The following is a 26,634-nucleotide window of genomic DNA, read 5'->3' on the forward strand; positions in this document are numbered from 1 at the left end:
AGACCCTGAAATCGTTACGATTTCAGGGTCTCTATGGGTGCGGTAGGGCGCACCCAACAAAAGAGTAAGCTAGTAATTCCTTTTATTTTAGAGGGTTAGAGGTTTCCCTGCGAGCAACGATCATTCAAAGTTCCGGCAGGCGCCGGCTGATGCGTGCCAGAATATCGTCAAAGAGTGCAGGCTCCCTGTAGTAAAGCGCTCGTGACTTCGCATAAGCGTCCGCGTACGCCTTTCGCGTTTCTGCGTCGCTCAACAGAAAGGCTTCGTTCCTGGTGAGGTCCGGTTCATCTGCCTTGCGGAACCTTTTGGCCTTGTGGTCCTTGTACGCGTCTGTTCCGATGAACTCTTTCACTGAGGCGTCAGCGAGCAGGCAGTACACGTCATAATAGTGGCGCATGAAATTGACAGGCATGTCGCCGTCCGCCTGCTGCTTTCGGAATTTCGTTGAGATGGTCTGGAGCTTTTCGACAAAAGTATAGCCCGGCTCATAGCAAGGCACATCGACCGCGCGGGTGTCGGTCAGGTCTGCAATCCCACTCTCGACTGCAAGTTCGTAAGCCCAGGACGAAATCGTACATGGCCGGTTCGGCGCCACCTGGTCGAACCCGACTTCGAGCAGGATGCCTGCCTTCAGCCCTTCTGGCAGTGGATTCACCGACTCATACTTCAATCGAATGCCTGCGCCGCGATAGTGGCGTGTGTCGTCGAACTCTTCGTCGCGGACCACTTCGATAATGCCAGGAATTTTGATGGCTTCGGCCAGACCGTTGAAGAATTCGAGACGCGCCTTTACCTGCGCAGGCTTGTTGTGGTTTGGGCCATACTGGAGGTCGGTCTCTGGGTGGATCAGGATGTCGATGTCTTCCGAAAAACGGTCGATGAGGCCGTATCCCTTTGACAGCGAAGTTCCGCCTTTCAGCTCAAACTTATAGTCAAGCTGCTGCAGTCCCCAGAGGCAGTGCATCAACCAGTAGTCTTTTTCGATGAGCCCCGGGTCGATGGTGTTGTTTCGCGCAGCAACAGCGATGAGGTCGGCAAAATCAGGCAGTGCGTGCAGGAGGGTCACGCGGCGGTTGCCTGATCAGGGTTCAATACAGGCTTGAGGAGCCTTGCAGCCCGCGCCGATCCGAAATCCTTCACCGCACGTGACAGTCGCGCGCGGTCCATACGTCGCGCACGCCTAAGTGCCTTGGGAAGCACTGCTGCCTTTTCCTCGGGAAGCCGATCGAGGTTGTGCAACAGATCCACCAGGAGGAATTCTTCGCTGAGGTTTGAAGGAACAGAGGTCCGCATGCGGAAGTCATAGCGTCGGCCATCCAGCTCGAAATGGCCGTGCCGTTTGCGATTATAAACTACCGGCTCATTGTAGAGCTGCGTCGTTCCCAATTCGAGGCTGTTATAGGCGTTTGGCGAAACCATAAGAAACCGGTCATCCCCCAGGAATGACTCAACCAGCTTCTCCGGCTTGGCGGGTGCCTGCCCGAACCGAGTTTTCTTCGGAGCCATATCATATAGAGCCCTGCCCCAACCTTTTCGAGGCGTCCTTCGTCAAGCAGCTGTCCAACATGTCGATCGACAGCGTTTGACCAGGTCGCAAGCTCCTTGCGCCGGTACACCTGTCCGGGGCGCAATTTCCTTTTTAGTTTTGCAAGCGCTGTCATGTTCTGTCTCCATCACCCGCAATATAGAGGTCATGCTCCATACTATGCAACATTTCTTATTAAAACGTCATGCACAACAAAGACAATAAATACTCTCGACACAGGTGCAAGATATTGATTTTACGATGTTTTATAGAATGAGGAAGCAGGTCTCTTAATCACCGGAATGGCACAATCCGTACTAAACAAAAGGGTCTGGGGTCCAATTTATTTATGAATTGAAGCTCGTACGCAGCGAAACCAGGTTGCCCTTTCGCCAAGAGCCGACAATGGATTCCGAACCGCGAGTGACGCGCCCAGTAATCGTGCTTGAAATTAAATTAATTCAACGCACTATGGCACTCAAAACTTCGCTTGTTGTGCAGATTGTTTGCAATTTGTAGTGCAAACTGTGGTGCAGCCCTTTCGTGTTGTCAAAGTTCGACGCTGCCTATCAACGACATTCACATCGCTAACATGATTTGCTGGCCGTTCAAATTCGCGCTGGAGCGTAGCCATGCAACTTTTCGCTCGGGACTGACCCGCGGGTCTGGGTTGATCCTGCTCCGTTACGACAAACCTTGAGTGCTCAGAGGTTCTTTCTTGATTTAAACCCCTATGGGGTATAAGTGGTAGTCATGAACTTTGTTGTCGCAACTCTCGTGACGGTATTTTTCAGCCTGTCGCAGGTGCTCTGCGCGTGTCCCGTCGATATGTCGGCGACGAATAGCATGGCAACCGAGTTCACCGCTCATTCTCACCAGGCGCCCGCCGATGGGCCTGAGGCGCCCTGCAATGATGAGACTGATCACTGCAAGCTTCAGACAGCAACGGTCGCCCAAGCCGACAAGACGGCGAACCCGGTCCAGCACGTATTAGGCGATACGACGCCCATCGGGCTTGCTACACCCTCATGGCAACACGCATGGAAGCGCGTCGTCAATGTCCGCACGCCCTGGCCTGAGGTCCGAAGTTACCTGCTGCAACAAACGCCAGTCACATTGAAGGTGCGTTCCCTGAGCTGATTTCGTGCGTCGCTGCATTAGCAGCCCGATTGCATAAATTCACCTCATGGAGACGATTATGTTGAACAGACGACGTATGTTGCAGACGGTGCTCGGCACCGGCGCAACCTTGGGGGCAAGCAGCCTCCTGCCCGCTTGGGCAAAATCTTCCAGCAACGGAAACCTTGGTGTGCCCTCACTTTCGGGCACGCGCTTCGACCTCGAAATCGGGCAGTTCCCGGTCAGGCTCAACGGCAAAGTCGGTATGGCAACCGGAATCAATGGCACACTTCCCGGTCCGCTCTTGCGGTTGCGCGAGGGCGATGACGTTACAATGAACGTCACCAACCGGCTTGCCGAAGACACTTCGATCCATTGGCACGGACTGCTTGTCCCCTTCCATATGGACGGCGTGCCGGGCGTCAGCTTCCCGGGCATCAAACCGGGCGAAACGTTCAAATATCAGTTCAAGGTGCCGCAAAATGGCACTTACTGGTATCACTCCCATTCTGGTCTGCAGGAACAACTCGGCCATTACGGTCCGATCGTCATAGATCCGGCAGGTACAGACCCAGTGGCTTATGACCGGGAATATGTGCTCGTCCTCAGCGACTGGAGTTTCACGCATCCGCACCGGATCTTCGACAAGCTCAAGAAGAATGCCGAGAGCCTGAATTTCAACCGCCCGACCCTGTCGAACCCAACCGGACTTGGCGGCATGTGGGGGCAGATGCGAATGAGCCCGCGCGATCTCGCAGACGTGACCGGCGAAACCTACACCTACCTGATCAATGGCCATTCGACGGCCGATAATTTCAATATGGTCTTCCAGCCGGGCGAGCGGGTTCGCCTGCGCATTATCAACGCCTCCGCCATGACCCTCTTCAATGTCCGCCTCCCGGGCTTGCCGATGACGGTGGTCCAGGCCGACGGTCTGAATGTCCAGCCGGTTGAGACCGACGAGTTCCAGATGGGCGTGGCCGAGACGTATGATGTCATCATCGCGCCGACCGAAGCGCGCGCCTACGCCTTTGTTGCCGAATCGATCGACCGCTCCGGCCAGGCCGTCGCCACGCTCGGCCCGCGTGCCGGTATGCGGGTCGATGCGCCTGCGCTTCGAGCTGTGCCGATGCTGACCATGCGGGACATGGGAATGGCCCATGGAGACATGGCGGGCATGTCAGGCATGGGGAGAATGGATCATGGTCCGGACACCGCGACGGCCGGGGACGACATGAAAGGCCACGACATGGGTGCCATGTCGATGATGCCCGATCCTCATGGTCCGGCGGTCCAGCCCGTCAAGATTGAAGCAGATATAGAGCGCGGCCCCGGTGTCGCAAAAGTATCAGGCATGACGATGAGCCGCTTGGGCGAACCCGGTCTCGGGCTTGATGATGTCCCCCACCGCACGCTCACCTACAACCAGCTTCGCGCGCTCGACATGAATGAGGACCATCGCCCGCCTGGCCGCGAAATTGTCATTCATCTGACGTCGAACATGGAACGCTACATGTGGTCGTTCGACGGTGTAAAATTCTCCGAGGTAACCGAGTCAATCAAGTTCTACGAGGGTGAACGTGTTCGCCTGACGCTCGTAAACGATACAATGATGCCACACCCGATCCATTTGCACGGCATGTTTTTCGATCTCGTGAATGGCGGTGGTCATCACATGCCGCGCAAGCACACAGTAACGGTCAAGCCTGCAGACAGGGTCAGCGTCGACATCACCGCAGAACATGTCGGTGACTGGGCGTTCCACTGCCATCTGCTTTACCACATGCACGCTGGCATGATGCAGGTCGTCAGCGTCATTCCGCCAGCAGACGATACGACACCAGCTGAAAAAATGCCGGCAGGTCAGATGAATATGCCCATGGACCATCACGGCATGAACCATGGGGAGGGAAAATCATGATGAAACCGAATTTGGCAGCCCCTCTCCTCCTCGGCTTCGCGCTCTACGCGACCGGCAGCGCGTTCGCGGAAGACACAAATCAAACCCCGCCCTGGGATCAGGCCGACGCCATCTACGGCGAGGATGCAATGGCGGACGCTCGCCGGGACGTTCTTGCGGAAGGCGGAGACCAGAAGAGCTTCTACATCCTCTTCAACCAGCTCGAGGCTCAGATGTCTGACGAGGGCGACAGTTTGTACTGGAACGGACAGGCTTGGTATGGGGGCGATATCAACAAGCTCTGGTTCAAGAGCGAGGGCCGCGCCTCTCTGAATGGAGAGGGCGTGGATGATGCCGAGATCCAGGCGCTCTATTCCCGCGCGGTTGCGCCTTTCTGGAATGTTCAGGCGGGCGTTCGCTACGACATCGAACCGGATAGTCTCGCGCATGGGGTCGTCGCACTGAATGGTCTGGCGCCCTACTGGTTCGAAGTCGACGCTTCCGCCTTTCTCAGTGAAAAAGGCGATGTAACGGCCCGCATCGAGGCTGAATATGAGTTGCTCCTGACCCAGCGGTTGATCTTGCAGCCTCGGATCGAAGCAAATCTTTCCGCGCAGGACATACCGGAAAGGGAAACGGGCGCGGGACTTAGCACACTCGATGCCGGCTTGCGGCTTCGTTATGAAATCAGGAGGGAGTTTGCGCCTTATGTCGGCGTCGAATGGCAAAGCGCCTTCGGTGAGACACGCGACATGATCAAAGCCGCAGGCGGTGAAGGCGACGATATCGTCTTTCTCGTGGGCCTGCGGACCTGGTATTAGGAGAACAAAATGGGCGGTTTCATAGAACCCAATATTCACCCCGTGCTGGTGCATTTTACCTATGCCCTCGGCACATCTGCAGCCTTGGCATATGTGGCTGGCCTCCTCGTACCTGCAGGCCGCTGGCGCGACAGCCTTCGACCGGCCGCCGACTGGATGCTGGCATTGGCTGCCTTGGCGGTTCTGGCCACCATCGCGGCCGGGTTTCAGGCCTATTACAGCGTTGCTCACGATGCGCCGTCCCATGAAGCGATGACAACCCATCGCAACTGGGCTGTTCCCACGGGCCTCGCATTACTGGCCCTCGCCGGTTGGCGCTGGCTGAGAAGGGCCTCGTCGCCCGGCCCGGTATTTGCGATCAGTGCCCTGGCGGTGGCAGGTCTTTTGACGGTTACAGCGTGGTGGGGAGGCACAATTGTCTACAAGTACGGACTTGGCGTGCAGACCCTTCCTGAAGCCAGCGGGCCAGGCCACGATCATGATCATGGCGGCGGAGCCGGTCATGGCGACCAAGGCACCGTAAATTCAACAGACGATCATCAAGACGCTCACGGAGCGCCTCCATCCGACACGATGGATGGATCATCGGCGAGCGGCGATGGACATGATCACGACCATACCGACGGTGCAGCTGATCGAGAAATGTCAGGCACGGTCCCCGCCGGACACGACAACTCCGACGGCCATCACGACACCAAACCGGTCTCGACTGATGAACAGGCGATCCTGGATATCATGGCCGCGATCGAAACCGGTTGGGAGACCGGCGATGGCGAACTGTTCCGACAGAACTTTCTCGACTGGTCAGGCGCCCGGTACTTTGAGTCAGGCGGCGAGAATACTGGCCTGCTCGACCTTGTCGAAAATCATGTCGAGCCCGAAAAAGATACCATTCCGGATCTCGAACTCGACTTCTCGAATATAGACGTGCAATTCGAGGGAAGTGACTTTGCATGGGCTGTCGCGGACACAGCGATCAGTGGAACGTTCAGCTCCAGTGGCGAACGCCTGGAGCGTATCGGGAAACAAACGGTGCTGTTCCGCAAGGTCGCCGGCACCTGGCAGGTCATTCACACGCACTCGTCCTCCCGTGCGCCGCGATAAGGAGGAAATCCAACCTGCCGCTTGCCGGCCAAGTTGAAATGCAACCAGCAAGCGGCGATGATATTGAATATACCCCCTAGGGGTATTATACTATGACTATCCTACTTGCTCTTGCCTGGACCGCTGGAGGTCAGAATGAAAATTATCGCCGTCGGACACTCGCTGTCTCTGTTCCTGCTCGTCAGTTATTTGCTGTGCGTCGGCTGGGGGAGTGTGACGCCGTCCAGCCTTCACATGCATCCAGCATGGCAGGATCTACTGCCCGGATTTGAGTTTGGAACGCTGACCGGTTTTCTGATCGGCCTTGTCGAGAGCTATCTCTATGGCTGGTACATCGCCCTTCTGTTCGTTCCCTTGTTCAACTTCTTCAACCGAAACAGCAGCGCATAAAAGTGATGCATACCCTCATCCTGTGAAGCACTCCTGCTGAAAGAGTCAGAGCCATGACCAACGACACTTCTCACGCCCATTCCGGACATGCGTGCCATCACAACGATCAGGCCGCTCCAGAGAAGCCCGATGATGCCTATGACAAGGTTCCGATCGGCTATGCCGGCACCGTCTGGACCTGTCCCATGCATCCGCAGGTACGCGAAACTGCCAATACAGGCTGCCCGATCTGCGGCATGGCGCTCGAACCGGAAACGGTGACGGCCGAGCAGGATACCAGCGAACTGGATGACATGACGCGGCGCTTCTGGGTCGCCCTTGTCTTCTCGGCGCCACTGCTCGCCTTTGTCATGGGCGAAATGATTCCCGGCAGCCCGCTCAGGCACTGGATTGATCCGACCTGGAGTGTCTGGCTTCAGGCCCTGATCGCGACTCCCGTTGTCGTTTGGGCCGGCTGGCCCTTCTTCGTGCGCGGCTGGCAATCCGTGAAGCGACGCAACCTCAACATGTTCACCCTGATCGCGATGGGCGTCGGCGTGGCCTATATTTATTCCCTGGTCGCAACATTCGCGCCCGGCATATTTCCCGATTCATTCCGTGGGCATGGCGGCGCGGTAGCAGTCTACTACGAGGCGGCCGCCGTCATCGTTACGCTGGTTTTACTTGGCCAGGTGCTCGAACTGCGCGCGCGCAACGCCACCTCAGGAGCCATTCGTGCACTGCTGGAGCTTGCCCCTGCTACTGCGCGCAGGATTGCTGACGATGGCAGCGAACAGGATGTCGATCTCGCGGATGTAAAGTCTGGCGACAAGCTGCGGGTCCGGCCAGGTGAGAAGATCCCGGTCGATGGCGAGGTCGTCGACGGCCATGGGTCGGTTGACGAGTCCATGGTCACCGGCGAGCCCCTGCCCGTCGAAAAAACTATTGGCGCACGTGTGACCGGAGGTACGGTCAACGGAACCGGTTCGCTGGTCATGAAGGCGACACATGTGGGCGAAGACACGCTCTTGTCCCAGATTGTCCGAATGGTTGCCGCCGCTCAGCGGTCCCGAGCTCCAATCCAGCGGCTCGCTGATCTCGTCGCTGCCTGGTTCGTTCCGGCTGTTATTGGAATTGCAATCCTGACCTTTGTCGTGTGGGCCGTGTTCGGACCCGACCCGGCGATGGCTTTTGCGATCGTGAATGCCGTTGCCGTCCTGATCATCGCATGTCCCTGTGCGCTAGGTCTGGCAACCCCGATGTCGATCATGGTCGGCACGGGCAAGGGCGCGTCCAACGGCATCCTGATCAAGAATGCTGAAGCGTTGGAGACGCTTGAGAAGGTCGATACGATCGTGGTCGACAAGACCGGGACGTTGACGCTCGGACGCCCCGAACTGGTACGCGTCCAGCCAGGCGAAGGCTTCGACGAAGCCTCGTTGCTTAGTCTCGTAGCCGCGGTGGAACGTTTGAGCGAGCACCCACTTGCCGACGCGATCGTGCGTGGCGCAAAAGGCAAGGGCGCGCCTCACAAGGATGCGCACGGATTTGAATCCGTCACTGGCGAAGGTGCGCAGGCAAGCGTCGACGGCCAAACCGTCGCCATCGGCAACAGAAAGATGATGCAGCGGATCGGGGGCTGGTCTGACGACCTCGGGACACGCGCTGACCAGTACCGCACCGAAGGCCAGACGGTTATGTTCGCCGCCGTCGACGGAAAACCGGCAGGCATTGTCTCTGTGGCGGACCCGATCAAGGAGACGACACCGGAAGCCATCAGACGTCTTCATGCCGAAGGGTTGAAGATTGTGATGTTGACAGGTGACAATGAGACGACAGCACGCGCGGTCGCCGACAAGGTCGGCATCGATGAGGTTCACGCCGACGTCTCGCCTGAAGACAAGCATCGGATCGTGTCCGAACTCCAGAAGAACGGTGCCCGCGTGGCCATGTGCGGTGACGGCATAAATGATGCGCCCGCGCTCGCGCAGGCGGATGTCGGAATCGCGATGGGAACCGGAACCGATGTGGCCATGGAGAGTGCCGGTGTGACGCTTGTGAAAGGCGATCTGATCGGGGTTGCAAAGGCCCGGGAGCTCAGCCACGCCACGATGCGCAACATCCGCCAGAACCTGTTCTTCGCGTTCTTCTACAATACGCTTGGCGTGCCGGTTGCCGCTGGCATTCTGTATCCCTTCTTCGGCTTGTTACTGAGCCCGATGATCGCGGCGGCCGCCATGAGTTTCAGCTCCGTATCTGTTATCGGTAACGCCTTGCGGCTGAGAACCCTTAAACTCTAATTTTCCGGAGCACAGACATGTCCAGACCACTTGCTATGAGCGCGCTCGGTGCGCTGATGATTGCAGCCCTGATAGCGGGCGTGATGCTCTTCTCCGCGTCACCCGCAGCCAACGCGCAAACGGTCACTGTACACAAGACGCCATGGTGCGGTTGCTGCGCGGCTTGGGTGGACCACCTGCATGACGAGGGTTTCGAGGTCATCGTGAAAGAGGAAGAGGACCTGACACCCATTCGGTCACGGCTTGGTGTTCGGGATGAACTGATGAGTTGCCATACCGCAGAAGTCGCCGGATATATCGTTGAAGGTCACGTTCCCGCTCGGGAAATACGACGCTTGCTCGAAGAAAAGCCTGACGTCAACGGCCTCTCGGTCCCCGGCATGCCGCAAGGCTCTCCCGGCATGGAAACACCGAACGCGCCAGATCGGTATGATGTCATCATCTTCTCCGGAGAGGATGCCAGGACATATGCCTCCTATCGGGGAACGCAATTGGTCTCCGAACCGGCAAGACCATGAGTGAGGATGACTACAAGCAAGGGTCACTGACGCTGGCGGGCACCGTCGCCATGGGGACGGGCGTGATGATCGGTGCCGGCATCTTTGCCCTGACCGGTCAGGTCGCTGAATTTGCAGGCGACCTGTTTCCGCTCGCCTTCCTCACGGCAGCCATCATCAGCGGCTTCAGCGCCTATTCCTATATCAAGGTCTCCAACAAGTATCCTAGCGCCGGCGGCATCGCGATGATACTCCAACGCGCTTACGGCCCGTCTACCGTGACCGGAAGCGCCGCCCTGCTGATGGCGTTCTCGATGATCATCAATGAAAGCCTGGTCGCCCGCACGTTCGGTACGTACACGCTGCAGCTGTTTGGCGTCGAGGGCGGCATATTCGTCCCCTTGCTGGCAATCGGACTGATTATCCTGGCTTTCGTAATAAATATTGCCGGTAATCAGGTGATCGGCGGCGTATCGAAGGTCACGGCTATTCTCAAGATTGGTGGCATACTGATTTTCGCGCTTATTGCGATCTGGGCTGCCGGATTCAGCTTCCAGCCAGCAGCAGACGGTTTCGCTGACAGCGCATCTGCCGGTGGGTTCCTGGCCGGCGTCGCGCTCGCCATCCTGGCCTATAAGGGATTCACCACCATCACGAACAGTGGCGACGAGGTGAAGCAACCGACCCGCAATGTCGGGCGGGCCATCATGATCTCACTTGCGATCTGCACTTTCATCTATCTCCTTGTCTGTTTCGCTGTCGGATCAACCCTCACTGTCTCGGAGATTGTTGCGGCGAAGGACTATGCCCTCGCCGAAGCGGCCCGGCCAGCACTTGGAAACTATGGATTGTGGTTCACCGTAACGATTGCGATCATCGCGACAGCTTCAGGCCTGCTTGCCAGCTTGTTTGCCGTCTCCCGAATGCTCGCCATGCTGACCGACATGAACCTGATTCCGCATAGACATTTCGGCATGCCAGGAACGGTACAGCGTCATACGCTCGTCTATACGGTTGTGGCTGCCGGATTGCTCGCGGCTTTCTTCGATCTCAGTCGCATCGCTTCGCTTGGCGCAATCTTCTATCTGGTCATGGATATCATCATCCATTGGGGCGTCTTCCGGCATTTGAGAAAGGATGTCGGCGCCGCACCTGCAATCCTTATCTGTGCGATAGCGCTCGATGCCGTCGTCCTGATCGCCTTCCTCCTCCTGAAGTGGCAAGCCGATCCAGTCATCATCCTGATCGCGGCTTTCGGCATGGTTGTAGTCTTTTCATTCGAGCATTTCTTTCTGAAACGTCTCCGCGACAATCCTCCCGGAGAGGAGTCCGGAAACGACCAGCACAAAGCCCATTCATGATCATTGCAACCTTGATCGGACTGCTCACTTTTGTGCTGGCAAGCACGGTGCATTATCTCGCACTGGCGCATCTGCACCGACGCCTGAACCATGAAGCGCGTTCAGGTCTCCCGATCGTTGTTTCGGGTATCGTAGGTGCAGGCCTGGCGCACCTCGCTGAGGCAGCGCTCTATGCAACCAGCTTTACGCTACTGGATGCCTTTGACTTGGGTGGTTTCAAGGGCGGGCAAGCGGACGGGTTCATGGACATATTCTATTTCTCCCTCGTCAACTACACATCGCTTGGGCTGGGCGATATCTATCCAACCGGACATTCGCGGTTCCTGGCGGGACTGGAATCACTCAATGGTTTCCTGCTGATTTCGTGCTCGGCATCCTTCATTTTCCTCCTGATGCGAAACCAAATGGATGGTCCAACTTCAGGCGGAATTCAAGCATCGGATTAACTCGGAACCTGTTCACACACTTCTCCGTTAGTCGTGGAAATACCCCACCACTGTATAAGGAGGATGTTGAAAGTGGATATGAAGAACAGTTATTGGCGGTTTGGCGCAATGATCATCACATCGATGATCGTGATGTTTGGGCTGATGTACCTCAACACCTATGCGTGGGAGCATGTTCGCTGGAGCGAGACACGCTTCTACATGGCCTTCATCATGGGCGCCGCGATGGCCGTCGTGATGCTGAGCTTCATGCTCAACATGTACAAGGACAGCCGGATCAATTTCGGCATTTTCGTTGGCGCTGCGGTCGTGTTCGTCCTGGCCCTCTGGCTGGTGCGCAGCCAGAGCACCGTCGACGACCGGTCCTACATGAAAGCGATGATCCCCCACCACTCCATTGCCATCATGACAAGTGAACGCGCCGGCATCGAGGATGTCCGTGTGCGCGAGCTTGCCGACGAGATCATCACGGCGCAGCGCCGCGAGATCAAGGAAATGGAATGGCTGATTTCCGACATCGCGGAGAATGGCCCGGCATCGACGGAAAGGGAGGCGGCGAGCCGCCCCGTTCCCCCCTTTGAAGGCACGCTCAATCCAGACGACGCTGCCGGGGCAGCCATCGCGGAGGACTAACGCGCCTTCCACGTCCAGTCAGACCCGTTCGATCCCGAAAAGGAGCGAAACAGAATGAGACTTGAAAAGATCAAGACACAGGGCCTTGCCCACCTTTCCTATTTCCTGAGCGCCGATGGCGAAGCTGCGGTCATCGATCCGCGGCGTGACATCGACATCTATCTGGACCTCGCCCGTGAGGAAGGCTCTGTCATCAAGCACGTCTTCGAAACCCACCGGAACGAGGACCTGCTCTCAGGCGCCCCTGTCCTGAAGGAAGAGACTGGCGCAAAGGTCTGGCACGGGCCGAACCCTGAAAAGCCGATCCAGTATGCAGCCGAGACGCGGGAAGGCGACACGTTCGAGATTGGCGGCGCGCTCCTGAAGGTGCTTGAAACGCCCGGGCACACCGAGGACAGCCTGTCCTACGTGCTTTATGACAAGAGCTTTGAGGAAGGCCCGGTTGGCGTGTTCACGGGCGATGCCCTGTTCATTGGCGATGTCGGGCGCACGGACTTCTATCCCGACCGCAAACGCGAAGTCGCCGGCCTGCTCTATGACAGCCTGGAGAAACTGTTGGGGCTCGGCGACCAGTGCCTCGTCTATCCCGCGCATGGCGCCGGTTCGGTCTGCGGCTCCGGCATGGCCGACCGGGAGTTCTCCTCCATCGGTCACGAGAAGCTCAACAATCCACGCCTGCAGATCGGCGACCGGGAAGCTTTCATCGACGCCAAGGTGGCCGAGAACCATTACATACCGCCCTATTTCCGGCGCATGGAAGAGGGCAATATGGAAGGCACCGAAGCCGCGCCGCCGGCGCCCCGGCCCGCCTCCCCGGCCAGGTTGCTCGATCCGGGCGATGCGGTCTGCCTCGATGTTCGCGGCATTTTCGACTTTGCCGGCGGACACCGCACGGGCTCGCTCTGCATCCCGGATGACATGCTTGCCGCCTTCGCGGGCTGGTTGCTGCCAGGCGACAAACCGGTGCTGCTGGTGGCGCGCGATGACGACCAGGCGGTCGATGCGGCCACCACTCTTCAGCGGATCGGCTTCGACAATGTGAGCGGATTTGTCAGCGGCGCCATGCCCGTGGCGGTCCAGAACGGCCCGCTCGACACACTCGACTTCGTCGATACCGAAACCGTCGCCGCGCGCGTAGACAACCCGCCGGCTGGCTGGACCCTGCTCGATGTCCGGGCCATCGACGAATATGAGAGCGGCCATATCAAGGACAGCAAGCACGCTTATGTCGGCAAGCTGCCTGACGCGGCCAGTGACCTCGACCCGGACAAACCGGTCACGACCATGTGCGGGAGCGGTGCACGTGCCACGATTGCCGCCTCGCAGCTCATGCGGAAGGGGTTCTCGAACGTCGATGTCTATATCGGCTCGATGAAGGCGTGGAGCGCGGCGGGAAATGCCATTGAGTGATGACTGTCAGTCCATCTTGGGCAGAACCTTTCGTTTCTGACGCATAAAGAGACTGGAAATTGCTTCACGAGGTCCCCATATGGATACCCTGTATGGGGTATTTGCCATGAAGACTGAAACCAAAGAGGCCGCGACCCGGAGGCTTGCCCGCATCGAGGGACAAGTGCGCGGCATCACGAAGATGGTGTCCGACGATCGGTATTGTATTGATGTCATTCGTCAGGTGCAGGCTGTGAAGGCCGCGCTTGTCGGCCTCGAGGCCGTTATCCTGGATGACCATATCGCAACGTGTGTGGATCATGCCCTGACCGGAAGCAATGTCGATGACCGGCGTGAAAAGGTCGAGGAACTTGTTGCTGTGCTTGGTGGCCGCAAGAAGTAGCGGCCTCACAGTTTGTTGAAATGAAAGTTTTAATCTTTTCACGTATTTGAACAATGATGCAGTTTGTGACCCGCCTCCTGACACTGTTTGCCGCTGCCTTCATGGCGGCTCATCCGGTCATGGCGTGTCCATTGATGGTCGGGACCTCCGAAACCGCGCCGACTGAAATGAGCAGCAATCACCCCTGTCATGACATGGCGATGGAAGCCATGGCCGACACCGGGCATACAGATCAGGCATCATCGTCTGATTGTCCCGCGGGATACGACTGTGCACCCATGCTTATCCAGGCGCACAGTGACGCCAATCCAGTTGCACCTGTTGCGAATGTAGACGCAGAATTTGCTGCGGTTCTCGCTAACCCACCAAAGGCATTCCTGCCAGAGCGCGAAACGCTAAAGACCGGGCCTCCACCTCCGCTGGATATCGTCCAGCACACGCCAATATCGCTAAAGCAGCGCTTCCTGAATTGAGAGCGATGACCTGCGGCTGCCACAGCAGCCCGTCGTCATCGTCTCACACAATTCAGAAGAGCCCGTTTTATCATGCCCCACATTTCAAGAATGCTGCTGGTCGCAGCGTTTGCCGCTGTGCCCCTGGCGGCGGTTGCCAACGCTCAGAGATTTGCCGAGCTTGAAGCCCGTCTCGAGGCCCATCCAAGCCTCTCCGCTCTCGGTTACGATGCCGAGGCCGACCGGGAGCGTGCTGTCGCCTCAACCGCACTCCCGGACCCCGTCGTATCCCTCGGGATCAACAACTTTCCGATTTTCGATCCCTCGTTCGACAGTTACTTGCCGACCAATAAAGCCGTTGGTATTCGGCAACAATTTCCGAGCTTCGCGGGCCGTGAAGCCCGCGCCGGTGAAGCCCGGGCTATGTCAGCACAGACCGAGGCGGTTCGCGATGCCCGTTATGCGGCCTTGCGCGCCGAACTCATCGCTCTTCTCGCTGACAAGACTAGACTGACCAGGCAGAGATCCCTAGCCGAAGCGCGAAACGCCAAATACGACGAGCTTGTCGACATTGTCGAGGCCGAGATCGACGCGGGCCGCCCGGCCGTCTATCGCCTTGCCGAAATTGAAAGCGAACGGGCAGAAGTTTCCCGGACGCTTGTTGATCTTGATCGGCAGGAAGCCGAGACCGATGCGCGCCTGATCGACCTCGTCGGACTGGTCCCTTCAACCGGCCTCCCTCCCCTGACTGAAAGAGACTGGTCCGGCGCAGCGCTTGAGTTCCATACCGTACGCATTGCCGACGCGGCCGTCCGCGTTACCGATTACGGTATCGACGAGGCCCGCGCGGCCTGGAAGCCAGAATGGGGGGCCCAGCTCACTTATCAACAGCGCGATGAAGGCGCGATGTTCGCGGGGGATGACTGGGTCTCCGGTATGGTGACTTTTACGGTTCCGCTCTGGGCCGAAAGGAAGCAGGCACCGAACTTGCGCGCCGCAAAGGCTGAGCGGGCCGGCGCCGAGCAACGCTACCAGGCTGCCGCACGGAATGCGGCGGCCCAGTATGCGTCCCGGGACGCCATTATACGCGCGGCCGATGCCAGTATCGACGTGCTGCAGGTCAAGATTGCTGCCGTCGAAGACGAAGTCGAGGCCCAGCTGATTACTTATGAATCCGGTGTTGGCGGTTATGCGCCGATCATCGACGGCGAGATCGCCATTCTCAAACTCCGGGCGGAAATCGACGCTGAAACGGCCCGCAAGGCCGCTGCGATCGCACGCCTGAATGCCCTCCTGGTGACACAATGAAAAAGACATTCCTGATAATGGGCACCGCATCTGCCGCCCTCTTGCTCGCCGCATGCGGCGCACCGGGCGGATCACCGGGCGGCCAGGGTGAAAAACCGAACGCCTCGAGCGAGACGCAACGATACACCTGCCCCATGCACCCTCACTATATTTCGACCGATCCGGACGGCACCTGCCCGATCTGTGGCATGGACCTGGTGCCTGCCGACAAGACCCAGGAACCAACGAGCTCAGCAGGCGAAATCCTTTACTACAAGCATCCCATGGGCAAGCCGGACACCTCGCCCGTTCCGAAAAAGGATTCCATGGGCATGGATTACATCCCGGTTTATGCCGATGACACCGGATCGGGCGTGGCCGTCTCGCCGGAAATGATCCAGACCATGGGGATCCGGACAGCACCTGCCGAGACCAGGGATTTCAGCCGTGTACTGAGAGCCTTCGGCACGGTCGAGACCAATGAACGGCTCGAAAATGTTACCGTCTCGCGGCTAGAAGGCTGGATTGAGAACCTGGCGGTCAATGCCGAGGGCGACACCGTCCGCCCCGGCAGTCTCCTCTACCGGATCTACAGTCCGGACCTGATCGCCGCGCAGAAAGATTATCTGAACTCGTTCAGGATCGGCAACGAAGCGCGCATCGCGTCGGTTCGCCAGCGCCTGCGCTCCCTTGGCATGCAGAATGCGGCCATCGACCGGCTGACCGAAACCCGCCAGGTCATTGAACGTGTTCCGGTTTACGCAGAAGCCGGCGGCACGGTTGCCGAGCTTCAGGTCCGCAATGGCGACTATGTCAAACCCGGTACACCCATACTGCGCCTGCAATCCTATGCCGATGTCTGGGTCATTGCCTCTGTGCCGGAGAGCGACCTGCCGCTAGTGCAGGCAGGCATGCCGGCCGAACTCGATTTTCCGAGCGCGCCCGATGCCCCCGGTAAAGGCCAGGTCGACTATATCTATCCGACAATCGACCCGAAAACCCGTACAGCCGACGTCCGGATCGAAGTGGACAATGTGTCGGGCTATCTTCGCCCGGGCGCCTATGCGGACATAAGGCTGAATATCGGCGGCCGACCGCGTCTTTCGGTTCCGAGTGAAGCCATTCTGCTTGGTAGCGAGGGCGCCCGTGTCGTCATCGCCGAGGGCAATGGCCGCTTCTCCGGACGCGCCGTGCAAACCGGCATTTCGGCCAATGGCCGGACCGAAATCCTGTCGGGTCTGGAAAGCGGCGACATGGTCGTCGCCAGCGGGCAGTTCCTGCTCGATAGCGAAGCCAACCTGAAAGAAGGCCTTGCCAAGCTGGAAGCTCCAGATGCGAGTGCGGCCAGTCCGGAAACACCGCTCTCCGATATACCGGTGGACAGTAAAGCCCTCGCCGAAATCGATCACTTCACTGACATGGCGCTCTACTTCCACGAGGCCCTGAGAGACGGGTATGACATCGATCCGCTATTCGTGGACCCGGCGCTCGCCCTGGTGCCAGTGCTGCGGGACCGTTACGCGAACACGAAACTGGCACCGGTCATGGATGCTACGCAAACCGCTCTCGCCGCCGCGCAGGACGCCACGGACCGCGAAGACCTTGCCACACAACTCTCAGACCTGGTCGAGGCCTTGAAACCCTGGCTGCTGGAAGGCGCACCTCAGCATTACAGCGAGGCTGGTCTGGTGCTCTACCGGGACACCGCAACGGGCCGGTACTGGCTGCAGGAAGAAGCGAAACCAGCCAATCCGTACAGCGCAGATGGAGCCGAACGGATTGACTGGCTCAACCCGATGGCCGGCATGTCGATGACGACCAATGACGGCGAGACTGGCGCTGACCAGGCCCCTGGGCATTCGGGGGACAGTCATGACTGAACGAAACGACAGAAACCTCGCGGGGCAAGACCCCTCCAAATCATGGGTGGCAAAGCTGATCTCCTGGTCGGTTTCCAACCAGCTCATCGTCCTCATGCTCGCCGCTGCACTGGCTGTGACCGGGTGGATGGCGATCCAGCGCACGCCGCTCGATGCAGTGCCGGACCTGACAGATACCCAGGTCATCATTCGCACCGATTTTCCTGGCCAGAGCCCGCAGATTGTCGAGGACCTCGTCACCTATCCACTATCGACGAACCTTCTCGGTCTGCCGAAGACGAAGGACGTGCGCGGCTCCTCAATGTTCGGCACCAGTTTTGTGTATGTCATATTTGACGATGATGTTGACCTCTACTGGGCCCGCTCGCGCGTTCTCGAAGCCTTGTCCCGGCTGGGGTCCGAACTCCCGGAAGGCGCCGTACCCCAGATCGGACCGGATGCGACCGGCGTTGGCTGGGTCTATCAGTATGCCTTGGTCGACAAGACCGGCAAGACCGATCTCGCCGAGCTGCGTTCACTCCAGGACTGGTTCCTGAAACTTGAACTCGCCGGAGTGGAAGGGGTCTCTGAAGTCGCTTCGGTCGGCGGTTTTGTCCGGGAATACCAGGTGCTACTCGATCCCAATCGCCTGAGAAGTTACGACCTGTCGATCACCCGTATCCGTGACGCGGTCCGCGCCGCCTCGAGCGAGGTCGGTGGCCGCGTGCTCGAACAGGGCGAAACGGAATATGTCATCCGCTCATCAGGCTATGTCGATGAGAAACTTGATCTCGAACAGGTCGTGGTCAAGGCAGAGGATGGCACCCCCGTCCAGCTGAGCCATGTCGCCCGGATTGTCGAAGGCCCGGCCCTCCGGCGCGGCATTGTCGAACTCAATGGCGAAGGCGAAACGGTGTCCGGCATCGTGGTGATGCGCGATGGCGAGAATGCGCTGTCGGTGATCGAACGTGTGAAGGAGAAACTTGATAGTCTCCAGCGCGGCCTGCCGGAAGGTGTCGAGATTGTCACTGTGTATGACCGCGCGCCACTCATCGAGGGTTCGGTCGATTATCTGAAAGACAAGCTGATCGAGGAAGGCATCGCGGTTGCGCTCGTCATCCTGATCTTCCTCCTCCATGTAAGGTCGTCTCTGGTTGCCATCATCACCTTGCCGCTCGGAGTGCTCGGCGCGTTCCTGATCATGTCCTGGCAAGGTGTCACAGCGAACATCATGTCACTTGGCGGGATCGCCATCGCGATCGGCGCCATGGTCGACGCCTCGATTGTGCTTGTTGAGAATGCCAGCCGGAAACTGGCGGATCTGGGACCGAAACCCGATCCGAGCGTGCGCCGCCAGGCGCTGGTCGAGTCGGCTCAGGAAGTCGGCCCCGGCATATTCTTTTCACTCCTCATCATCACGGTCTCCTTCCTGCCGGTCTTTGCCCTGACCGGTCAGAGCTTCAGGCTCTTCAGTCCTCTCGCCTATACCAAGACCTATGCGATGGCCTTCGCGGCCATTCTGTCGGTGACACTTGTCCCGGTTCTGATGCTGTACCTGATGCGGGGTCGGTTCCGGCGCGAGGAAGCCAATCCCCTGAACGCCTTCTTCGTCTGGGCCTACAAACCGCTGCTCCATCTAGCCCTGAGGTTCAAATGGATCACGGTCGCCCTTGCGCTCGCGCTGACGGCCAGTGTCATCGTGCCGGTCCAGAGGATCGGCTCCGAATTCATGCCGGCCCTTTATGAAGGCGAGCTCCTCTACATGCCGACCACCCTGCCCGGCGTGTCATCCACCAAGATGCGGGAGATTCTTGGCCAGACAAACCGCGTCATCAAGACCGTGCCAGAAGTCGATCGTGTCTTCGGCAAGGCCGGGCGCGCCGATACCGCAACCGATCCAGCGCCACTCACCATGATCGAAACATGGATCAAGCTGAAACCGAAGGAGGATTGGCGGCCAGGTGTGACGGTCGAGGACATCACCGATGAGCTCGATGCCAAGCTGCAAATGCCCGGCCTCGTGAATTCATGGGGCTATCCGATCAAGATTCGCATGGACATGGTTTCAACAGGTGTGCGCACGCCCATTGGCATCAAGGTTACGGGCGATGATCTGACAGAGATTGAGACCATTGCCCGGGACATAGAAGCGGCCATTTCGGACGTACCCGGAACGCGCTCGGCCTTCGCCGACAGGGTCATGGGCGGAAAATATCTCGAGATCACGCCGGATAGGGGCGAACTCGCCCGGCGGAATATCGACATGGCAGCCTTCCAGTCCGTGATCCAAACCGCCCTGGGCGGCATGACGCTCTCCCAGTCTGTCGAGGGCCGGGAACGCTATGACATCATCCTGCGCTATGATCGGCCATTTCGTGAGAGTGCCACAGACCTGGAAGAGATACTCGTGCCTGCCCCGTCCGGCGCCCATATCCCTCTCAGCGAACTGGCGGACATTTCCTATGCGGAAGGCCCGCCAATGATCCGATCGGAAAATGCCAGGCTGACTGGCTGGGTTTTCGTCGACATCGCGGACCGGGACATGGGCAGCTATGTTGCAGACGCCAGACAGGTGATTGCCAACGCCGTCGACCTGCCTGCGGGATATGCGGTGGAGTTCTCCGGACAGTATGAACAGATGCAGGAAGCGAATGCGCGGCTGAAAATCGCCATTCCAGCTGCGATTGCACTGATCTTCCTGCTGCTGATGCTACATTTCGGCCGGCTCGACCGGACCCTGATCATCATGGCCAGCCTGCCATTCGGCCTGGTCGGCGGAATGTGGGCCGTCTGGCTGGCAGGCTACAATCTGTCAGTTGCCGTCGCGGTCGGTTTCATCGCCCTGGGCGGCATCGCTGTCGAGACGGCCGTCGTGATGCTGCTCTATATCGACGCGGAAGTCCGAAAGGCGAACCCGTCTGACAGGAGCCAGCTTTTCGCAGCTGTCAGCAAGGGCGCGGCCATGCGCGTCAGGCCGAAGTTGATGACGGTCACGACCATTTTTGCAGGTCTTGCCCCGATCTTCCTGACCGACGGCCTCGGATCGGACGTCATGCGCCGGATTGCCCTGCCCATGCTTGGCGGCATGGCCTCAACCCTCATCCTCTCCCTGATCGTGATCCCGGCCATCTACTACATCCGGGTCGGGCTGCAGATTCCATCAGATTTACCCCGGGCCGAACCGGATAACCGGGCCGGCTCATTCACCCCCGAAGGAGAAAAACCATGACGAGACACCTGTTGAAAATTCCGCTTTTGTTTCCACTGCTTCTGAGTAGCGCCATGCTGCCGGCGGCCGCGCAGGATCGCTCATCAGGCAGAATGATGATCGACGGCGGCATGATGGGTGGCGGCCTGTTCGGCACGGTGTTCATGCTGCTTGCTGTGCTCCTCCTCCTGCTCGGGATCGCTGCCCTCATCAAATATCTGAGGTCGAAATAATAGTCCCGTGTCCATCCACCCTATTCCCCCGTCCCGGCGCGCATCGGGGGCCTCTGTTGAAAGCCGCGCCTGACAATCAAAAAGGAAGAAAACGATGAAAACCCTCGTCAGAAAGACAGCAGTCACAGGCGCAATCCTCGGACTGGCCCTGATTGGTCCGGCGCTCGCCCAGGAGGCCGGCATGAAAATGGACAGCATGAAAGACATGGACATGTCCGGCATGAGCTGCTGCGGCGACATGGCGCCCGGCTTTGGCGTCATTAACGGCGTCGATCTGGATGCCCGAACCGTCAATATTTCACACGATCCGATCAAGAAGATCGGCTGGGGTGAAATGACAATGGACTTCGAGGTCGGCGGAATGGTTGCGCTCGACAAATTCGAGAATGGCGACAACGTCCATTTCATGCTCAAGCAGGACGACAGCGACAATTATGATATCGCCATGATGATGCCGATCGGCGGCGATCCGGATGCTTTCAAGCTATCCATGATGTCGATGATGAAAGGCAAAGGCATGATGGACTGCAACATGGGCGGACACGGATCCATGTCCGGCATGTCAGGCAAGGATCATGACGACACCGATCACTAGCCGGTCCTCTGTTTCAAGCAAAAAATTCGTAAATCAGGTTCCGGCCGCGTTCCGCGGCCGGAATGCCTGCGTCTCCCGATTAGTTCACCAGGAAATCCCAATGACTCAAAGAATTCTGATTACCGCCTTCTTGTTAGGTTCCGTTTCCCTGACAGCCTGCAGTGACCCCGAAAGCCGAACGCCGCCAGCATCCGGCCCTGCGGACCAGACCAGGCCTGAACCGTTCGAACAGGCAGATGAAGCTATGCCCGGCGATACTGGACGGGCCACGGGCAGGATCACATCCCTTGATCGCGACGACGGCCGGGTCACCATCGACCATGGCCCTTTCGAAGGCATCGCCATGGGCGCGATGACCATGAGTTTCGCTTTAATGGGCGATCTTGAGCTGACTGACCTCTCTGAAGGCGATGACGTGATCTTCCAGGTCAAACGGGGCCGGGACGGTTCTCATCGCATCATGGAAATTTGCAGCATTCCCGCGAATGGCCGCGACTGCCCGGACCAAGAAACGGTCTATCCGCACAACCCTCCAGATCAGTAAGGCGGCATACTCCGGCACTGTCCCCGATCGAGCTAAAGGGAAGACGATAAAGACCCGTTTCGCCATAGCGTCAAACTGGCATGCGCGGACCAAAAAGAATAACCGCAGCCCCGATCAGACAGGTTACAACCCCTATCAGATCCCAGCGGTCGGGACGAATCCCCTCAATGGTCCATAGCCAGATGAGCGAGGAAGTTATGTAAACCCCACCATAGGCGGCATAGGCGCGCCCGGCTGCAGACGCTTCCACCAGTGTCAGCAGCCAAGCGAATACAACAAGGGATATCATCCCCGGAACCAGCCAGAAAGCGGACTTTCCAAGCCGCAGCCAGGCCCAGAATGCAAAACAACCGGCAATTTCGGCGGTTGCCGCGCCAGCATAGATCAACAACGTCGCGCGAATATCCATGGCTGGGGCATTACCTGATCTGGCTGGACTGGCGAGGCCCCGTTGCGGTTAAAATTGGTTTCAGCCTGCGCAGCATGAAAGCTTCGCCACGTCCTTGTCGAACGTCTGTGCCGCCAATTTTAACCCTTCAACAGTTGTCAGGTATGGAAAAATTGTCTCGCCAAGCGCCTTGCTCGTCATGCCGAACTTCAACGCCATAGCCAGCGTCTGAATCGCATCAGACCCTTCGGGCGCCGCGATCTGTCCGCCCAGGAGGCGGTCGGTCTTCGCATCCGCGACCAGCTTGATGACGCCGCGGGTATCGCGGGCGGCGGCGGCGCGTGCCACGTGGTCCAGCGTCAGCACGCTGGTCTTGACGTCATGACCGGCTGCCTTCGCCTGCACCTCGGAAAGGCCGACGCCGGCGACCTGCGGATCGGTGAACACGACCCAGGGCATGGCCGCATTGTCATAGCGCAAATCCTGAAGCCCGAGCGCATTGTTGACCGCCACCTTGGCCCCATAAGCGGCCATGTAGACGAACTGGTCGCGATCGGTGACATCACCCGCTGCCCAGACGCCAGGCCGCGTTGTGGCCATGTCGGCTCCGACCTTGATCGATCCACGCGCATCGGTCTCGATGCCGAACTCGCGCAAGCCGAGGTCTTCGGAATTGGCCACCCGGCCAGTGGTGGCCACAAGCCGCTGCGCGGAGAGGGTCACGGGCTTTCCACCCCGTTCGATTGTCAGCGTGACGCCGCCGTCACTCCGTCTCACCGATCGGTAGGACAGGCCGGTCTCGACCGCGACACCCTCAGCCTTCAACGCGTCGGTCAACGCCTTGGCCACTTCCGGTTCCACGCCGGGCAGAAGGCGCGAACGCGTGACCAGTGTAACCTTGACGCCCAGCCGCGACGCCATCTGCGCCAGTTCACAGCCAATATAGCCGCCGCCCAGTACCAGGATGCTTTCGGGCTGATCGGGCAGGCTGAGAAGGTCCCAGGAATCGAGCGCCTCCACGGTCTCGATCCCGTCAATTTCCGGCAAGAAAGGGCGCGAGCCGGTGGCGATCAGAACCTTCGGTGCAGCGATGATCCGCCCGCCGACTTCGATGCCGCCTTCGACCAGGCGTGCGGCACCTTCCTCGATATAGGTGACATACTCATAGGAAGGCAGCAGGTCGATGTATTTTTTCTGGCGCATCTCGTCGACCAGATCGGCCGTGCCCTTGACGACCGCCGACCAGTCCACGCTGTGCGCACAGGGCTCAATGCCCGGAAACCGTGCCGCCGCTGTACCAGCATGCACCGCTTCACCGGCCCGTATCATCGCCTTGGACGGCACGCAGCCGACATTGACGCAGGTGCCGCCGATGGTGCCATGCCCAACCATGGCCACGCGCCTGCCGGCCTCGGCCGCGCTAATCGAAGCCGAAAACCCGGCCGAGCCAGCACCTATGACGATGAGGTCATAGCTGTCGTCGCCGTTTTTATTGACGGAGCAGCAATCGCCTGTCTTTACGGTTTGATTCATTATTTCTTCCTTGGCTTGTGACCAGACATGGCGACGCGGCCTCGATCAAGTATTCAAAATCACACCATCGACCCGATGTCGGAGGCGTAGCTGGGATAGGCGAAGATCATCGCCTTGATCTGATTGGCGGTCTGCCCGGCGCGCATGGCCATGGCGAAAAGGTTGATCTGTTCCTCAGCCCCCGGTCCGATCAGATGTGCGCCCAGGATCTTTCCGGTGTCCTGTTCGACCAGCACCTTGTACGCGGTTCGCTTCGCGCCGACGCGCATTGACGAATACCAGTCATGGGTCTTCTCAAAATGGATATCGAACTTCAGACCCTGTTTCCTGGCCGCCGCCTCTGACAAGCCAACGGTGGCAACCATTGGCAAAGTGAAAACCACTGAGGGAATCGGCGGGTATTTGACTTGTCGCTCGTCCTTTCCGGCCAGCAGGTTCTTGCCCGCCACACGCCCCTCGAAGGCAGATACCGGGGTCAGGTTGGGGCCGCTGTCGGCGCAATCGCCGGCGGCGAAGACCGCGGGATTGCTCGTGCGCATCGAGGCGTTCACCTGAATGCCCCGGCGGGTGTACTCGACGCCGGCAGCCTCAAGGTTCAGCCCGTCAATATTTGGCACCCGGCCCGTGCCATGCACCACTAGGTCGCAGGTCAAGGTTTCGGCACCACCCGCGCCTTCCACAGTGACGATAAATTCTTCGCCCTGTTTCTCGATCGCCAGCACTTTCGCCTTGGTGCGCAAGTCGATGCCAAGCTCTTCCGTGCCCTCCACAAGTATCTCAACCAGGTCGTCATCGAAGGTGCCCAGGGGGCGCTCGGCCATTTCGAGTACAGTAACTTCGCTGGCCCCGGCGCGCCTGGCAATATGAGCGAACTCCATGGCGATGAAGCCACCGCCGACAAAAGCGATCCGGTCTGGCCGCTCGGTTAGTTCGAGAAACTCGGTGCTGGTGGTCAGATACGCCTCGCCAGGAATGTTCAGCGTTATCGGCCGTGCGCCGGTGGCGATGTGGAAATGTTTCGCGCGCAGGATTTCGCCATTCAGCTCGATACTGTCCGCGCCTGTGAACCGCGCTTCACCATGCAATACATCAATGCCTGCCTTTTCCATTCCCGCCTCGATACGCGGCGGCATGGCGTCGGTGAATGTTCTCTTGAAGGCGATCATCTCCGGCCAGTCGACGGAAGGCTGCATCTTCAGCCCATTGCCCTTCATCCTGTCTGCCCAATCGACGCCTTCTGTGACCGCAACCAGCATCTTCTTTGGATCACAGCCGCGCAGGGCGCAGGTTCCACCATAAGGCAGGCTATCGATGCTCGCCACATTCCAGCCCGCCTTTGCGGCCATCCGGGCGACACCATTGCCACCGGTTCCACCGCCAATCACGATAAGGTCATATGCGTCTTTCATGGCATGTCTCCATTGGTTGCGCTGATTGCCCTGCGCGGAAGATCCCGAGACCCGTTCAAAAAGATCCAGCCCCCTTCCACAATCGGCACCTGCCTGCTGCTCCACCCGGAAGCGATCCTGCTCATCGCGGCACGTATTGAGCCATCATGATTGGTTTCCGTCAGGGCTGCATGGCCGCTTCTGCCTGCGCCAGACAGCATAGACCGTCAGCGCAATGAACAGGGCAAGCGCGGGCAATAGCACATAGTCGATCCAGCCCAGCACTGCCGACAGGCCCACAGCGCCAAGCAGCACCACGAGTATCGGTGTGAAACAGCAAAGTGCCGCAATGACGGTACCGGCCAGACCCGTTATCAGCAGTTTTCGGTCAGTCCATTTTGACATCAAAGTGAAAGCCTTGTGTGAAGATCTGACGATGTATGCGAACATCGACTGGCAGGTGCCTCATCAGGATATTCCAGATGCTGCGTGTTCAACCGTCCGTAACGCTTGCCGGGTATCCTACATCGGTTGAAGCCGCAGCGATCAGCACAGGCGTTGTCGCCGCCGTATCGTAAACCACCTCTGCGGTCCTGGCCGCATAATCGATATCGACAGATTTAACGCCCTCGACACGCATCATCGCTTTCCTGACAGCAATCGGACATGTCGCGCAGGTCATGTTTCCGATCGTAAAACGGGCTGTCGCCTGTTCGACCTCCACCGAGGCATCCGGAGCATTCTGCGCGCCGGCGACTGCGAGCCCCCCCGCGAGTGCCAGACCTGCCAGTCCGGCGATCATCCATGTGCGTTTCATACTTGTCTCCCTGGCTAGTAAAATAACGGTGCCCATACATCGATGGTCAAGGCCGCCAGCACGACAAGCGCGCCGCTCCACAGGGCGACCTGCTTGACGACTGACGACTGCGGACGGGCGCAATAGCTACCATCCTCGCAGACACTGGTTTTTCGAAAATAGACATCCCAGAACCCAGCCGCGAGAAATCCGATCGCGACCAGAAGAAAAAGGGGCTTGTAGGGTTCCAGCGCCGTCAACTGGCCAATCCACGCTCCGGAAACACCGAGACTGATCAGCACAAGCGGCACGATGCAGCAGGATGATGCAAGGAATGCCCCCAGCATGCCACCGGCAACAAGCCACCTTGAACGACGCTCATTTGCTGGGCTGTTTTCCGTATCTGCCATGACCAGCTGTTCCCATTGCATTATTGATCATGATCACGTTACGCTCTGTAGTTGGTACAGACACAAGCGGGTAT

General features: G+C 58.7%; 27 protein-coding genes. 19 read left to right on the forward strand and 8 right to left on the reverse strand.

The window, feature by feature from the left end:
* Positions 1–124 precede the first annotated feature (124 nt).
* Together PB2503_RS11705 and PB2503_RS14800 are read right to left on the reverse strand one after the other, a co-directional pair.
* Positions 125–1,066, reverse strand: coding sequence for a nucleotidyl transferase AbiEii/AbiGii toxin family protein (locus tag PB2503_RS11705; protein ID WP_013301472.1), 942 nt, complete (start codon positions 1,064–1,066; stop codon positions 125–127).
* Positions 1,063–1,506 carry a hypothetical protein gene (locus PB2503_RS14800; protein ID WP_013301473.1) on the reverse strand — a complete coding sequence of 148 codons (444 nt, stop codon included), beginning with the start codon at positions 1,504–1,506 and terminating at the stop codon, positions 1,063–1,065. Before PB2503_RS14800 ends, PB2503_RS11705 begins: the two co-directional genes overlap by 4 nt.
* Positions 1,507–2,278: 772 nt before the next feature.
* On the opposite strand from PB2503_RS14800, the gene PB2503_RS11715 reads away from it, so the two are divergent.
* The 19 genes from PB2503_RS11715 (at position 2,279) to PB2503_RS14600 (ending at position 22,045) form a co-directional block, all read left to right on the forward strand.
* Positions 2,279–2,665 carry a hypothetical protein gene (locus PB2503_RS11715; protein WP_013301474.1) on the forward strand — a complete coding sequence of 129 codons (387 nt, stop codon included), beginning with the start codon at positions 2,279–2,281 and terminating at the stop codon, positions 2,663–2,665.
* 58 nt (positions 2,666–2,723) lie between these two features.
* Positions 2,724–4,565 (forward strand): copper resistance system multicopper oxidase, encoded by a 1,842-nt coding sequence (locus tag PB2503_RS11720; protein WP_034827486.1) that lies wholly within the window; start codon positions 2,724–2,726, stop codon positions 4,563–4,565.
* Positions 4,562–5,365 carry a copper resistance protein B gene (locus tag PB2503_RS11725; protein ID WP_034813580.1) on the forward strand — a complete coding sequence of 268 codons (804 nt, stop codon included), beginning with the start codon at positions 4,562–4,564 and terminating at the stop codon, positions 5,363–5,365. The genes PB2503_RS11720 and PB2503_RS11725 overlap by 4 nt, the downstream gene beginning before the upstream one ends.
* 9 nt (positions 5,366–5,374) lie before the next feature.
* Complete coding sequence (locus PB2503_RS11730; protein ID WP_013301477.1) at positions 5,375–6,469, forward strand: DUF2231 domain-containing protein; 1,095 nt, start codon at positions 5,375–5,377, stop codon at positions 6,467–6,469.
* A gap of 135 nt (positions 6,470–6,604) precedes the next feature.
* On the forward strand, positions 6,605–6,859 hold the full coding sequence (locus tag PB2503_RS11735) for a hypothetical protein (protein ID WP_013301478.1): 255 nt from the start codon (positions 6,605–6,607) through the stop codon (positions 6,857–6,859).
* Between the two features lie 53 nt (positions 6,860–6,912).
* Complete coding sequence (locus PB2503_RS11740; RefSeq protein ID WP_013301479.1) at positions 6,913–9,138, forward strand: copper-transporting P-type ATPase; 2,226 nt, start codon at positions 6,913–6,915, stop codon at positions 9,136–9,138.
* Between the two features lie 17 nt (positions 9,139–9,155).
* Complete coding sequence (locus PB2503_RS11745) at positions 9,156–9,656, forward strand: DUF411 domain-containing protein (protein WP_049782009.1); 501 nt, start codon at positions 9,156–9,158, stop codon at positions 9,654–9,656.
* Entirely contained in the window at positions 9,653–10,996 is a 1,344-nt protein-coding gene (locus PB2503_RS11750) for an APC family permease (protein ID WP_013301481.1), read from the forward strand. The genes PB2503_RS11745 and PB2503_RS11750 overlap by 4 nt, the downstream gene beginning before the upstream one ends.
* Positions 10,993–11,442 (forward strand): ion channel, encoded by a 450-nt coding sequence (locus PB2503_RS11755; RefSeq protein ID WP_013301482.1) that lies wholly within the window; start codon positions 10,993–10,995, stop codon positions 11,440–11,442. The genes PB2503_RS11750 and PB2503_RS11755 overlap by 4 nt, the downstream gene beginning before the upstream one ends.
* A gap of 63 nt (positions 11,443–11,505) precedes the next feature.
* Positions 11,506–12,075, forward strand: a complete 570-nt coding sequence (locus PB2503_RS11760) for a DUF305 domain-containing protein (protein WP_013301483.1) — start codon at positions 11,506–11,508, stop codon at positions 12,073–12,075.
* A gap of 54 nt (positions 12,076–12,129) precedes the next feature.
* Positions 12,130–13,485, forward strand: coding sequence for an MBL fold metallo-hydrolase (locus PB2503_RS11765; RefSeq protein WP_013301484.1), 1,356 nt, complete (start codon positions 12,130–12,132; stop codon positions 13,483–13,485).
* Positions 13,486–13,591: 106 nt separating this feature from the next.
* Complete coding sequence (locus PB2503_RS11770; protein ID WP_034798806.1) at positions 13,592–13,867, forward strand: metal-sensitive transcriptional regulator; 276 nt, start codon at positions 13,592–13,594, stop codon at positions 13,865–13,867.
* A 53-nt stretch (positions 13,868–13,920) separates the two neighbouring features.
* Positions 13,921–14,340, forward strand: coding sequence for a hypothetical protein (locus PB2503_RS11775; protein WP_013301486.1), 420 nt, complete (start codon positions 13,921–13,923; stop codon positions 14,338–14,340).
* Positions 14,341–14,412: 72 nt separating this feature from the next.
* On the forward strand, positions 14,413–15,627 hold the full coding sequence (locus PB2503_RS11780; protein ID WP_049782010.1) for a TolC family protein: 1,215 nt from the start codon (positions 14,413–14,415) through the stop codon (positions 15,625–15,627).
* Positions 15,624–17,486: an efflux RND transporter periplasmic adaptor subunit gene (locus PB2503_RS11785; RefSeq protein WP_041535000.1), complete on the forward strand. Its 1,863-nt coding sequence runs from the start codon at positions 15,624–15,626 to the stop codon at positions 17,484–17,486. The genes PB2503_RS11780 and PB2503_RS11785 overlap by 4 nt, the downstream gene beginning before the upstream one ends.
* Entirely contained in the window at positions 17,479–20,694 is a 3,216-nt protein-coding gene (locus PB2503_RS11790) for an efflux RND transporter permease subunit (RefSeq protein ID WP_013301489.1), read from the forward strand. Before PB2503_RS11785 ends, PB2503_RS11790 begins: the two co-directional genes overlap by 8 nt.
* Positions 20,691–20,906 carry a hypothetical protein gene (locus tag PB2503_RS11795; protein WP_013301490.1) on the forward strand — a complete coding sequence of 72 codons (216 nt, stop codon included), beginning with the start codon at positions 20,691–20,693 and terminating at the stop codon, positions 20,904–20,906. Before PB2503_RS11790 ends, PB2503_RS11795 begins: the two co-directional genes overlap by 4 nt.
* Positions 20,907–21,000: 94 nt before the next feature.
* Complete coding sequence (locus PB2503_RS11800; RefSeq protein ID WP_013301491.1) at positions 21,001–21,501, forward strand: copper-binding protein; 501 nt, start codon at positions 21,001–21,003, stop codon at positions 21,499–21,501.
* Positions 21,482–22,045 carry a copper-binding protein gene (locus PB2503_RS14600; RefSeq protein ID WP_148235279.1) on the forward strand — a complete coding sequence of 188 codons (564 nt, stop codon included), beginning with the start codon at positions 21,482–21,484 and terminating at the stop codon, positions 22,043–22,045. The genes PB2503_RS11800 and PB2503_RS14600 overlap by 20 nt, the downstream gene beginning before the upstream one ends.
* A 70-nt stretch (positions 22,046–22,115) precedes the next feature.
* Here PB2503_RS14600 and PB2503_RS11810 read toward each other — a convergent pair whose 3' ends face one another.
* The 6 genes from PB2503_RS11810 to PB2503_RS11835 all read right to left on the reverse strand — a co-directional run bounded on the left by PB2503_RS11810 (position 22,116) and on the right by PB2503_RS11835 (position 26,560).
* The gene (locus PB2503_RS11810) at positions 22,116–22,454 is read right to left on the reverse strand and encodes a YnfA family protein (RefSeq protein ID WP_013301493.1); all 339 of its coding nucleotides are present in this window, start codon (positions 22,452–22,454) and stop codon (positions 22,116–22,118) included.
* Between the two features lie 60 nt (positions 22,455–22,514).
* Positions 22,515–23,966, reverse strand: a complete 1,452-nt coding sequence (merA, locus tag PB2503_RS11815) for a mercury(II) reductase (RefSeq protein WP_013301494.1) — start codon at positions 23,964–23,966, stop codon at positions 22,515–22,517.
* A 59-nt stretch (positions 23,967–24,025) separates the two neighbouring features.
* Positions 24,026–25,375: a dihydrolipoyl dehydrogenase family protein gene (locus PB2503_RS11820; RefSeq protein ID WP_013301495.1), complete on the reverse strand. Its 1,350-nt coding sequence runs from the start codon at positions 25,373–25,375 to the stop codon at positions 24,026–24,028.
* Positions 25,376–25,519: 144 nt separating this feature from the next.
* Positions 25,520–25,759: a mercury resistance system transport protein MerF gene (gene merF / locus PB2503_RS11825; RefSeq protein WP_026180822.1), complete on the reverse strand. Its 240-nt coding sequence runs from the start codon at positions 25,757–25,759 to the stop codon at positions 25,520–25,522.
* Positions 25,760–25,847: 88 nt separating this feature from the next.
* Positions 25,848–26,171 (reverse strand): heavy-metal-associated domain-containing protein, encoded by a 324-nt coding sequence (locus tag PB2503_RS11830; RefSeq protein ID WP_013301497.1) that lies wholly within the window; start codon positions 26,169–26,171, stop codon positions 25,848–25,850.
* 14 nt (positions 26,172–26,185) lie between these two features.
* The gene (locus PB2503_RS11835; protein ID WP_041535673.1) at positions 26,186–26,560 is read right to left on the reverse strand and encodes a mercuric transporter MerT family protein; all 375 of its coding nucleotides are present in this window, start codon (positions 26,558–26,560) and stop codon (positions 26,186–26,188) included.
* Between the last annotated feature and the right edge of the window lie 74 nt (positions 26,561–26,634).

Source organism: Parvularcula bermudensis HTCC2503 (assembly GCF_000152825.2).
Taxonomy (GTDB): Bacteria; Pseudomonadota; Alphaproteobacteria; order Caulobacterales; family Parvularculaceae; genus Parvularcula; species Parvularcula bermudensis.

Excerpts from the sequence above, each read along its gene's own strand:
- PB2503_RS14800 (WP_013301473.1), bottom strand. The coding sequence starts at position 1,506 with ATGGCTCCGAAGAAAACTCGGTTCGGGCAGGCACCCGCCAAGCCGGAG.
- PB2503_RS11715 (WP_013301474.1), top strand. The coding sequence starts at position 2,279 with ATGAACTTTGTTGTCGCAACTCTCGTGACGGTATTTTTCAGCCTGTCG.
- PB2503_RS11720 (WP_034827486.1), top strand. The coding sequence starts at position 2,724 with ATGTTGAACAGACGACGTATGTTGCAGACGGTGCTCGGCACCGGCGCA.
- PB2503_RS11725 (WP_034813580.1), top strand. The coding sequence starts at position 4,562 with ATGATGAAACCGAATTTGGCAGCCCCTCTCCTCCTCGGCTTCGCGCTC.
- PB2503_RS11730 (WP_013301477.1), top strand. The coding sequence starts at position 5,375 with ATGGGCGGTTTCATAGAACCCAATATTCACCCCGTGCTGGTGCATTTT.
- PB2503_RS11735 (WP_013301478.1), top strand. The coding sequence starts at position 6,605 with ATGAAAATTATCGCCGTCGGACACTCGCTGTCTCTGTTCCTGCTCGTC.
- PB2503_RS11740 (WP_013301479.1), top strand. The coding sequence starts at position 6,913 with ATGACCAACGACACTTCTCACGCCCATTCCGGACATGCGTGCCATCAC.
- PB2503_RS11745 (WP_049782009.1), top strand. The coding sequence starts at position 9,156 with ATGTCCAGACCACTTGCTATGAGCGCGCTCGGTGCGCTGATGATTGCA.
- PB2503_RS11750 (WP_013301481.1), top strand. The coding sequence starts at position 9,653 with ATGAGTGAGGATGACTACAAGCAAGGGTCACTGACGCTGGCGGGCACC.
- PB2503_RS11755 (WP_013301482.1), top strand. The coding sequence starts at position 10,993 with ATGATCATTGCAACCTTGATCGGACTGCTCACTTTTGTGCTGGCAAGC.
- PB2503_RS11760 (WP_013301483.1), top strand. The coding sequence starts at position 11,506 with ATGTTGAAAGTGGATATGAAGAACAGTTATTGGCGGTTTGGCGCAATG.
- PB2503_RS11765 (WP_013301484.1), top strand. The coding sequence starts at position 12,130 with ATGAGACTTGAAAAGATCAAGACACAGGGCCTTGCCCACCTTTCCTAT.
- PB2503_RS11770 (WP_034798806.1), top strand. The coding sequence starts at position 13,592 with ATGAAGACTGAAACCAAAGAGGCCGCGACCCGGAGGCTTGCCCGCATC.
- PB2503_RS11775 (WP_013301486.1), top strand. The coding sequence starts at position 13,921 with ATGATGCAGTTTGTGACCCGCCTCCTGACACTGTTTGCCGCTGCCTTC.
- PB2503_RS11780 (WP_049782010.1), top strand. The coding sequence starts at position 14,413 with ATGCCCCACATTTCAAGAATGCTGCTGGTCGCAGCGTTTGCCGCTGTG.
- PB2503_RS11785 (WP_041535000.1), top strand. The coding sequence starts at position 15,624 with ATGAAAAAGACATTCCTGATAATGGGCACCGCATCTGCCGCCCTCTTG.
- PB2503_RS11790 (WP_013301489.1), top strand. The coding sequence starts at position 17,479 with ATGACTGAACGAAACGACAGAAACCTCGCGGGGCAAGACCCCTCCAAA.
- PB2503_RS11795 (WP_013301490.1), top strand. The coding sequence starts at position 20,691 with ATGACGAGACACCTGTTGAAAATTCCGCTTTTGTTTCCACTGCTTCTG.
- PB2503_RS11800 (WP_013301491.1), top strand. The coding sequence starts at position 21,001 with ATGAAAACCCTCGTCAGAAAGACAGCAGTCACAGGCGCAATCCTCGGA.
- PB2503_RS14600 (WP_148235279.1), top strand. The coding sequence starts at position 21,482 with ATGACGACACCGATCACTAGCCGGTCCTCTGTTTCAAGCAAAAAATTC.
- PB2503_RS11810 (WP_013301493.1), bottom strand. The coding sequence starts at position 22,454 with ATGGATATTCGCGCGACGTTGTTGATCTATGCTGGCGCGGCAACCGCC.
- merA (WP_013301494.1), bottom strand. The coding sequence starts at position 23,966 with ATGAATCAAACCGTAAAGACAGGCGATTGCTGCTCCGTCAATAAAAAC.
- PB2503_RS11820 (WP_013301495.1), bottom strand. The coding sequence starts at position 25,375 with ATGAAAGACGCATATGACCTTATCGTGATTGGCGGTGGAACCGGTGGC.
- merF (WP_026180822.1), bottom strand. The coding sequence starts at position 25,759 with ATGTCAAAATGGACTGACCGAAAACTGCTGATAACGGGTCTGGCCGGT.
- PB2503_RS11830 (WP_013301497.1), bottom strand. The coding sequence starts at position 26,171 with ATGAAACGCACATGGATGATCGCCGGACTGGCAGGTCTGGCACTCGCG.
- PB2503_RS11835 (WP_041535673.1), bottom strand. The coding sequence starts at position 26,560 with ATGGCAGATACGGAAAACAGCCCAGCAAATGAGCGTCGTTCAAGGTGG.